Origin of the sequence: Azospirillum sp. B4 (assembly GCF_000333275.1) — a bacterium.
Lineage (GTDB): Bacteria > Pseudomonadota > Alphaproteobacteria > Azospirillales > Azospirillaceae > Nitrospirillum.
Genome location: NZ_BACU01000211.1, coordinates 1 through 9265, shown reverse-complemented (window position 1 = coordinate 9265; position 9265 = coordinate 1). Strand labels below are relative to the sequence as shown.

The following is a 9265-nucleotide window of genomic DNA, read 5'->3' as shown; positions in this document are numbered from 1 at the left end:
CCCACGCCGCATAGGCGCAGGTGGTGACGACGGAATGTTCCGCCTGGCCGATCTCGATGACCGACTTTTCCATCAGCGTGGCGGTGGGGCAGGCCTGGACGCAGGCGCCGCAGCTGACGCACTCGCTGTCCATGAAGTCCTCATCCATGCCGGCCGAGACCTTGCTCTCGAACCCCCGGTCCTGGATGGTCAGGGCGAAGGTGCCCTGCACCTCCTGGCAGGCCCGCACGCAGCGGGAGCAGACGATGCACTTCGACGGGTCGAAGGTGAAATAGGGGTTGGAGGTGTCCTTGGCCTGGCCCAGATGGTTGGCGCCCTCCATGCCGTAGCGCACCTCGCGCAGGCCCACGGCGCCGGCCATGTCCTGCAGTTCGCAATCGCCGTTGGCGGCACAGGTCAGGCAGTCCAGCGGGTGGTCGGAGATGTACAGCTCCATCACCCCCTTCCGCAGGCGCTTCAGCCGCTCCGTCTGGGTGGAGACCACCATGCCCGGGGCCACCGGCGTGGTGCAGGAGGCGGGCGTGCCCGCCCGGCCCTGGATCTCCACCAGGCACAGCCGGCAGGAACCGAAGGCGTCCAGCGTGTCGGTGGCGCACAGCTTCGGTATGGTGACGCCGCTGTCCATGGCGGCGCGCATGATGGAGGTGCCCTCCGCCACCGTCACCGTTTCGCCGTCGATGGTCAGGGTCACCATCCTGGCGTCGGTGTCGCCCTTCAGGCCACGGGGATGCGGGGTGCCGTAGTCGATCTCAGGAACCATGCTCATGGCCTGATCCTCCTTCACTCGGCCGCGGCGGGCAGGCGCCTGCCGTGGAAATCCTCAGGAAAATGACGGATGGCGCTCAGCACCGGATAGGGCGTGAAGCCCCCAAGGGCGCATAGCGATCCGAACTTCATGGTGTTGCACAGGTCTTCCAGCAGCACGATGTTGGCCGCCACGTCGCGGCCAGCCAGGATACGGTCCACCACCTCCGCCCCGCGGGTGGAGCCGATGCGGCAGGGCGTGCACTTGCCGCACGATTCCTCCGCGCAGAACTCCATGGCGAAGCGGGCCATGTGGGCCATGTCCACGGTGTCGTCGAACACCACCAGGCCGCCGTGGCCGATCAGGGCGTCGCGGGCGGCGAAGGCCTCGTAGTCATAAGGCGTGTCGAACTGGCTGGGCGGCAGGTAGGCGCCCAGCGGGCCGCCCGCCTGCACAGCGCGCACCGGCCGGCGGCTGGCGGTGCCGCCGCCGATCTCCATCACGATCTCACCCAGGGTCAGGCCGAAGGCCGTCTCGAACAGGCCGCCGTGCAGCACGTTGCCGGCCAGCTGGATGGGCATGGTGCCGCGCGACCGGCCCATGCCGAAGTCGGCGTAATGTTGCGCGCCCAGGTCCATGATCACCGGGATGGTGGCCAGCGACAGCAGGTTGTTGACCACGGTGGGCCGGCCGAACAGGCCCTTCAGCGCCGGCAGCGGCGGCTTGGCCCGCACCACGCCGCGCTTGCCCTCCAGGCTTTCCAGCAGGGCGGTTTCCTCGCCGCAGACATAGGCGCCGGCACCCACCCGCAGTTCCAGGTGGAATTCCAGGTCGGATCCCAGGATGTCGCGGCCCAGCAGGCCGGCGGCGCGGGCGATTTCCAGCGCCCGGATCATGGTGGCGTTGGCGTGCGGGTATTCGGACCGGCTGTAGATGTAGCCCCGGGTGGCGCCCACCGCCAGGCCGGCGATGGTCATGCCCTCAATCAGGCAGAAGGGATCGCCCTCCAGGATCATGCGGTCGGCGAAGGTGCCGCTGTCGCCCTCGTCGGCGTTGCAGACGATGTATTTCTGGTCGGCGACCGCGTCGCGCACCGTTTTCCATTTGATGCCGGTGGGGAAACCGGCGCCGCCGCGGCCGCGCAGGCCGGACTTGGTCACCGCCTCCACCGTCGCGGCCCCGCCGATCTCGATGGCCTTGGCCAAGCCGCGATAGCCGCCGGCGGCTTTGTAGTCATCCACCGACAGCGGATCGACGATACCGCAGCGGGCGAAGGTCAGGCGGGTCTGGCGGGCCAGGAAGGGATGGTCCTCCGGCCGGCCCACGCGCAGGGCATGTACCGCCCCGGTCAGCCAGCCGGCGGCGAACAGGCCCGGCACGTCGCGCGGCTGCACGGGGCCGTAGGCGATGCGGCCGGCCGCCGTCTCCACCTCCACCATCGGCTCCAGCCAGAACATCCCGCGTGAGCCGGTGCGCACCAGGGTGATGGCCTGGCCCTGGGCGGCGGCGTGGGCCTGGACGGCCTGCGCCACCTCATCCGCGCCCACGGCCAGCGCCGCCACGTCACGGGGGATGAAGATGCGGATGGTGCTTTCCGGAATCGTCATGCTTTGGCCCAATCGTTACGCGCCTCGTTCACCGCTGCGTCCAGCCGTTCCCGCGTCAGGCGGCCCAGGGGGCGCCCGTCCACCAGGGCCGCGGGGGCGCAGGCGCACAGGCCCAGGCAATAGACGGGCTCAATCGTCACCTGCCCGTCCCCGGTCGTGCCGCCCCACTCCAGGCCCAGCCGATGCAGCAGCCCCTCGGCCAGCGCATGGCCGCCGACGGACTGGCAAGCCTCCGCCCGGCACAGCTTCACCACATGGCGGCCGGCCGGTTCGGCGCGGAAATCATGGTAAAAGCTCACTATTCCATGGACATCCGCGCGGGAAAGGTTCAGCGCCTCCGCCAATAGAGGTACCGCCTCTTGCGGAACGTGGCCGAATGTCTCCTGCAAGGCATGCAGTATCGGCAATGCAGGCCCTTCAAGATTCCGATGCGCCGCAATGACTTCCGCGGCCTTTTCGCCGTCCCAGGCGGTACTTGTTGTGGCAGACGTCACAGCCGAGGCCTCACTTCTTGGGCAAACTCCCTGTTGTAAGAAGTTGGCTATTGGCGGCGCTTAATCAACGAAGCCGTTCCATGCTGCGATAGAAAACTTCTATCACGCCGCCCCCACCTGATGGGGCCCCGCGGCTTTCTGAAACCCTTTAGGACGCCCAAACCAGGACGCCCGTCACCGGGACGTGGAATCATGCGTGCGCGTATTCTTGCTGTGACATCAACCCTGCTGAGCCTGATGCTGGCGGCCCCGATCGCGGTGCAGGCCGCGTCGGTGGACGCCCCGGCGTCGGCGGCCATCACGGCCCCGGTGGCCGGCCAGGCTGCCGATCCGGCGATGGCGCAAGACGTGACGCAGCTGCTGCGCGACTGGTCGGCCGTGAAGTACCAGATGCACGACGACAAGGCCCAGGCCGCCAAGATGCGCGACCTGCTGGCCCGCGCCGCTGACATCCAGACCCGGTACCCCGGCCGGGCGGAGCCGCTGATCACCACGGGCCTGATCCTGGGCAGCATCGCCGGCTATGAGCAGAACGCCGGCTCGCTGGACCTGGTGCGCAAGGCGCGCGACCTGTTCGAACAGGTGGACAAGATCGACCCCACCGCCATGGAGGGTGCGGCCGCCGTCAACCTGGGCTCGCTTTATTACCTGATGCCGGGCTTCCCCATCGGCTTCGGCAGCGACAGCAAGGCCCGCAAGTATCTGGAACGCGGCATCGCCATCAGCCCCAACGGGCTGGAGTCCAATTACTTCTATGGCGAGTTCCTGTCGCAACAGGGCGAGTACGAACGGTCGGCCAAGGTGCTGGCCCATGCGCTGGACGCCCCAGTGTCGGTGACCCAGCCGGTGTGGGACGCTGGCCGCCGCGCCGAAGCCCGCGAGCTGCTGGCCAGCGTCCGCCAGAAACTGGTGGCGCAGAACTGATCCCGGCGGCGGTGGCCCACGCGGCCACCGTCAGGGCGGCATCAGGGCGCCATCGGATCACCGAACGTCCGCGCCACCTTCTGGGCCTCCGCCACCAGGGCCGCGGTCAGGGGTGTCATGGGATCGCGATAGGGCACCACCAGGCCGATGTCATGCACCGCTGCCGGGTCGACGATGGGGATGGCCCGGATTTCCTCCGGAAAGTTGAAGGCGGTGGTCAGGACCTCCGGCATGATGCTGGCCCACTTGCCCGTGCGCACGTGGGAGAACAGCACGATCATGGAATTGGATTCCAGGGTGGGGGCCGAGGTGGCGCCGGCGATGGCCAGCAGCCGGTCGATGATGCGGCGGTTCTGCATGTCCGGCGTCAGCAGGCACAGCGGTATCTCCCCCACCTCAGCCCAGCTCACCTGGGTGCGGTCGCCCAGCGGGCTGTCGCGGGAGATAAGCAGGCGGTAGCGCTCCCGGTACAAGGGCACGGTGCGCACCCGGCCCAAGGGCTCGTTGTCGAGGTAGGTCAGGCCGGCATCGATCTCCAGCCCCTCCAGCAGATGCAGGATTTCCACCGAGGTGCGCGACAGCACGGTGAAGCGCACGGCCGGGTGACGCTCACGATACGGCGTGGTCAGGATGGGCACCATGGCCAGCGCGGTGGGGATGACGGCGATGCGCAGATGGCCGCTGAGGCCATGGCGCAGGGCCCGCACCTCCTGCCGCATGGCCCGGGCGTCGCCCACGATGCGCCGCGCCCAGTCCAGCACCCGCTCCCCCTCCTGGGTCAGGCCCATGTAGCGGGCGCCGCGGTTGACCAGCAGCACGCCCAATTGGTCCTCCAACTGCTTCAGGCCGGCCGACAGGGTGGGCTGGGTGACGCCGCAGGCCTCCGCCGCCCGGCCGAAATGCTGTTCACGCGCCAGGGCGATGAAGAATTCCAGCTTGTCGATCATGCCGCGCGGCGCCCTCCCGTTGCCGGCCCCCGGGTGCCCACTGCCCGGGAAGCCCACTGTTGCCACCCATGATCCGTGAAGACAGCCCGCCGATACAAGACTGGGCGGCGGGGGACACGGCAGATTAGTCCCACATCGTCGCAGAAGGGGGCCCTGCCATGTTCGATCCGACCAGCTACGTGGGTTTCCATACCGATCTCAGCCTAGTGGCGCTGGGGATCGGCCTTGTCCTGATCGCCGCCCTGTTCCGCAACCGGGTGCCGCCGGCGCTGACGGCTATTTACCTGGCCGCCGCCGTGCTGACCGATCTCACCGGCTTCGGCTTCCCCTTCACCGGTTTCCTGCCGTCCCACGGGGTGGGGGTGCTGTCCCTGCTGATCCTGGCCCTGGCCATCGCCGCGCTGTACGCCTTCGCCCTACGGGGGCCCTGGCGCTGGATTTACGCCGCCAGCCTGACGGCCAGTGTCTTCCTGCTGGCCTTCGTCGCCGTCGCCCAGTCCTTCCTGAAGGTGCCGGCCCTGCACGACCTGGCGCCCACGGGCAGTGAACCCCCGTTCGGCGCCGCGGAAGGCGCGCTGCTGCTGCTGTTCGCGGCGGTGGGATTCCTGGCGACCCGCCGTTTCCGCCCGGCCGTACCGGCCACCATCGCGGCCTGACCGAACCCCCAACGCATGACCTCTGGACAGCGGCGCCAACCGACACCACGCTTATGGAGCGGCTGACGGACATGGAGCGCGGACGGTGCGGCGGCAGGCGTGGGCAGGTCTGGGTATGCTGCTGTGGGCCGCTTTCGGCGGGCCGCGGGCATTGGCGGCTGATCCGGCCCCCGCCTCCGCCTTGACCGGCGATTGGCAGGGCACGCTGGACACGGGCCTGACCCGCCTGCGCCTGGTGTTCCATGTGACCGCCTCGCCCGACAGCACCCAGGGGTCGGACGCTCCGGGATCGGACGCTCTGGGGGCGGTCGGGGGCGCCAACGGGGGAGCCGGGACCCTGGCCGGAACGCTGGACAGCGTGGACCAGCAGGCCCTGGGCGTGCCCATCCCCCATGTCAGCCGGGACGGTGACACCGTCACCTTCGAGATTCCGGCGGTGCTGGGCGGCTACACCGGCACGCTGGCGCCCGACGGGCAAAGCCTGGCCGGCACCTGGACGCAAGGCCGGCAGGTCCGCCCCCTGGCCCTGACCCGGCTGACCACGGCGCAGATCCAGGCGGAGCGGGCGCGGCCGCAACTGCCCCACCCACCCTTCCCCTACCGGTCGGTGGAGGTGGCGTACGACAATCCGGCAGCACCGGGCGTGCGGCTGGCCGGGACCCTGACCTTGCCGCCGGGCAAGGGCCCCTTCCCCGCCGCCCTGCTGATCACCGGATCAGGCCCCCAGGACCGGGATGAGACGATGGAAGGGCACAAGCCCTTCCTAGTGCTGGCCGACGCCCTGACCCGGCGCGGCATCGCCGTGCTGCGGGTGGACGACCGGGGGGTGGGCCGTTCCACCGGCGACTTCGAAGCCGCCATCACGCCCGACTTCGCCACCGACGCCGCCGCCGGCGTGGCCTTCCTGCGCAGCCGCAGAGAGATCGACCCCGCCCGCGTCGGCCTGATCGGCCACAGCGAGGGCGGGCTGATCGCCCCCATGGTGGCGAACCAGGCAGACGGCGGGAAAGGGCCCGCCATCGCCTGGCTGGTGCTGATGGCCGGCCCCGCCCTGCCGGGGGAGGACATCCTGCTGAGCCAGAAGCGGCTGATCGCCGGGGCCATGGGCGTGGGGGCCGCCGGGGCGGAGCGCCTGGTGGACCTGGACCGTCGCGAATACGCCATCGTCAGGCAGGAGACGGACCCGGAACGCGCCCGCGCCCGCCTGCGCATCCTGCTGCAGGGTGGCATGATGGGCGGCGACAACCGCATCGCCACGTCGGAAGCGATGATCGATGCCGTGACCAAGCCCTGGTACCGCTGGTTCCTGGGCTACGACCCCGCCCCGGCGCTGCGCGCCCTGCGCCTGCCCGTGCTGGCGCTGGTGGGGTCCAAGGACCTGCAGGTCTCGGCCTCCGAGAACCTGCCCGCCCTGCGTGCCGCCCTGGCCGACGACCCCCTGGCCGAGGTGCGCGAGGTGCCGGGCGTCAACCACCTATTCCAGCCCGCCGATACCGGCGCCCCGTCCGAATACGCCCGCATCCCACAGACCATGGCACCGCCGGTGCTGGACCTGATCACCGACTGGGTGGTGGCGCACAGCGGCGGAGCCGTCAAGCCGTGAGCGTGACGCTGCGCGGCCCCCAAGCCGATGAGATGCCCGCCCTGCAGGCGCTGGAGGCCGCCGCCCGCCAGCGCTACATCACTTGGCCCGACCTGGCCTTCATCGCCGACCGCCCGCCCATCGCCCTGGAGCGCTTGGGCACGGGCATGGTCTGGGTGGCCGACCTGAACGGCAATGCCGCCGGTTTCATCCTGCTGCAGCCGCAGGACAATCAGCTTTACATCGCCAATATTTCGGTGGTGCCCGAGGCCATCGGCCAGGGCATCGGGGCCGCCCTGCTGAACCAGGCCCAGGCCGACGCGCGGGCCTTGGGGTTGGGGGCGCTGACGCTGACGACCTTCAAGGTCCCACCCTGGAACGGCCCTTGGTTCCGCCGCCATGGCTACACGCAGATGCCGGCTGAGCGCATCGGACCAACCTTGCACGCGACAGTCGAGCGGCAGGCCATCACCGTGGATCCGGCGACACGAGAAGTGTTGTGGCGACCCGTATCCTAATATGGGACAATTGGGGCAGCTGGGCCTATTACTTTGAACTGGAGCTATATTTTGCGCCACCGGTATTTCATCGTTATTTTTGCAGCCTGCATTTTACTGGGCGCTACATCCGCGCTGGCCATGAAATCGGCCAATACCTATACAGATGCCACGTGGAAAAAGATCATTCACGACGATGCCGCACTTGAAGCATTGGCGACAAAAGAAGAATCCATCTTTCGAGAATCTCTCGCGGAAATGCCGCCCGATGCCGGAAGGCAATTCACACGAGACCGCCAATATTGGCTGAACTATATTGAACGCAAATGCGGCCCCGTCGCCCGGATAATGCATGACAACGAACCGTACACAGCCGATGGCATGGCGTCCTGCCTACGGCTTGAGTATCAGAATATGATCGACTCTCCCCAACCCTTCATTCGGGAATGCGACGGACACAGATATTATACCATCACACGGCAGGATATCCGGCCTGACAGGGACTTCATCGCCACCCCGCAGGAGGAACGGTCAGTTCTGGCATCGGAGCCCGATAGCTATACGGTCAGCTTGCCGCAGTTGGTGGTGACAAGCGCGCAGGATAGCCGGACGAACGCCCACATCCGTGACTATGCCCAACTTGGCGCGATTGAGGCACGGATAGCGATGGTCAACACTCAAGAAAATGATCCTTATGCATCAACGGATTATTCAAGCAATACCGACTTGGTTGTCTACACTGACAGCCTGTTGGTGCTTGATACGGCCACCTTCGAGCACGGCCATGGCGCGGGCGTGGCCGGAACCGGGAACACCAGCCACTTTTACTTGGTAAAGGAGGGCAGGGAGTTGACGGCCGGTCGCGTCTTCCAGAGCCGCAGCCAATGGCGAACCTTCCTAAGCCGGCGCGCCTATGCGGACTTGAAAGCGGACGGTTTGGTTTCCACGCCCCCAATGTTCGATACCATCACGTCCGCCAAGCAGTTGGAAAAGATCGTCGCTAAGCCTCGGAACTGGCGCTTTGACATTCGTGGCCTGACCTTGTTGTTCAACTATGATGACCTTGAGCCAGGTTATGACAAACTGACAACGGTCACCATCCCGTGGAACGACCTGCGCCCCTATTTGGTCAAGGACACGCCCATCTTGGAACTGGCGCAAGTCCCGGTGCGGAACCCGCCCTGATGTCCGCCTGCACAAACCCTGCACGGTAAGTGCCCGTTCCTGCTGGACAAATGTGGACCCGATGGCAAAGCGTCAAGGCTAGGGTGAGGGGACTTCATCCCCTACCCGAGCCGCCTAATGCCCACCGCCGCCCTCACACCCGACCGCCCGGCCCTATGGCCCCTGCTGGCCGTCGCGGCTCTTTTCACCGGCCTGGTGCTGGTCGACACCGCGTTGGAGTGGGAACCGCCGTTCGACGCCCTGGCGCTGTTGGCGCTGCTCGCCCTGTGGTGTGGCGCGGCGATGGTGGCGGCAAGCCAGGCTGTGCGGGCGTGGCGCGAGAGCCGGCCCCGGCGCACCTTGTCCCTGGCGATACTGCCCCTGACCTTCCTGGCGGCGGTGGTGCAACCCCGCCTGGTCATGGGCGGCGCGCAGTCCCTGGGAGACCACCTGCACTTCGCCAAGGGACGCCCCTCATACCTGGCCCAGGTCCGCGCGCTACCGGATACCGGCGAGCCCAAGCTGTTGGTCTGGGGCTGGGGCGGCTTCATCATCGCCTCGACCAGCCTGGTCTATGACGAGAGCGATGAGGTGACGCTACCGCCCGCGCGCCAGTCTACAACCTGGAAGGCGCGGGCCGAGCACACCG

The 9265-nt window shown here is 67.8% G+C and carries 10 protein-coding genes; 6 read left to right on the top strand and 4 right to left on the bottom strand.

Annotation, left to right across the window (positions count from 1 at the left end):
• From I55_RS09320 to I55_RS09310, 3 genes are all read right to left on the bottom strand, one after another.
• On the bottom strand, positions 1–766 hold a 766-nt coding region (locus tag I55_RS09320; protein WP_148293644.1), incomplete at its 3' end, for a 2Fe-2S iron-sulfur cluster-binding protein.
• Between the two features lie 14 nt (positions 767–780).
• Positions 781–2352, bottom strand: a complete 1572-nt coding sequence (locus I55_RS09315) for an NADH-quinone oxidoreductase subunit NuoF (protein WP_044560251.1) — start codon at positions 2350–2352, stop codon at positions 781–783.
• Entirely contained in the window at positions 2349–2846 is a 498-nt protein-coding gene (locus I55_RS09310; RefSeq protein WP_083900970.1) for a formate dehydrogenase subunit gamma, read from the bottom strand. Before I55_RS09310 ends, I55_RS09315 begins: the two co-directional genes overlap by 4 nt.
• Before the next feature lie 192 nt (positions 2847–3038).
• Between I55_RS09310 and I55_RS09305 the strand changes: the two genes are divergently transcribed.
• On the top strand, positions 3039–3770 hold the full coding sequence (locus I55_RS09305) for a hypothetical protein (RefSeq protein WP_148293643.1): 732 nt from the start codon (positions 3039–3041) through the stop codon (positions 3768–3770).
• A 41-nt stretch (positions 3771–3811) separates the two neighbouring features.
• Here the strand turns inward: I55_RS09305 and I55_RS09300 are convergent, their stop codons facing one another.
• Positions 3812–4717, bottom strand: a complete 906-nt coding sequence (locus I55_RS09300) for a LysR family transcriptional regulator (RefSeq protein ID WP_044560250.1) — start codon at positions 4715–4717, stop codon at positions 3812–3814.
• 158 nt (positions 4718–4875) lie between these two features.
• On the opposite strand from I55_RS09300, the gene I55_RS09295 reads away from it, so the two are divergent.
• The 5 genes from I55_RS09295 to I55_RS32905 all read left to right on the top strand — a co-directional run.
• Complete coding sequence (locus tag I55_RS09295; protein WP_044560249.1) at positions 4876–5373, top strand: hypothetical protein; 498 nt, start codon at positions 4876–4878, stop codon at positions 5371–5373.
• 115 nt (positions 5374–5488) lie between these two features.
• Positions 5489–6976: a S9 family peptidase gene (locus I55_RS09290; protein ID WP_049973976.1), complete on the top strand. Its 1488-nt coding sequence runs from the start codon at positions 5489–5491 to the stop codon at positions 6974–6976.
• Positions 6973–7473 carry a GNAT family N-acetyltransferase gene (locus tag I55_RS09285; RefSeq protein ID WP_148293642.1) on the top strand — a complete coding sequence of 167 codons (501 nt, stop codon included), beginning with the start codon at positions 6973–6975 and terminating at the stop codon, positions 7471–7473. Before I55_RS09290 ends, I55_RS09285 begins: the two co-directional genes overlap by 4 nt.
• A 33-nt stretch (positions 7474–7506) precedes the next feature.
• A complete protein-coding gene (locus I55_RS09280; RefSeq protein ID WP_148293641.1) occupies positions 7507–8637 on the top strand; it encodes a hypothetical protein in 1131 nt (376 codons plus the stop codon).
• Positions 8638–8754: 117 nt separating this feature from the next.
• Positions 8755–9265, top strand: a 511-nt coding sequence (locus tag I55_RS32905) for a hypothetical protein (protein WP_148293640.1), incomplete at its 3' end; no start/stop codon positions are given.

Coding starts and splice junctions, on each gene's coding strand:
- I55_RS09315 (WP_044560251.1), bottom strand. CDS start 2,352: ATGACGATTCCGGAAAGCACCATCCGCATCTTCATCCCCCGTGACGTG.
- I55_RS09305 (WP_148293643.1), top strand. CDS start 3,039: ATGCGTGCGCGTATTCTTGCTGTGACATCAACCCTGCTGAGCCTGATG.
- I55_RS09300 (WP_044560250.1), bottom strand. CDS start 4,717: ATGATCGACAAGCTGGAATTCTTCATCGCCCTGGCGCGTGAACAGCAT.
- I55_RS09295 (WP_044560249.1), top strand. CDS start 4,876: ATGTTCGATCCGACCAGCTACGTGGGTTTCCATACCGATCTCAGCCTA.
- I55_RS09290 (WP_049973976.1), top strand. CDS start 5,489: ATGCTGCTGTGGGCCGCTTTCGGCGGGCCGCGGGCATTGGCGGCTGAT.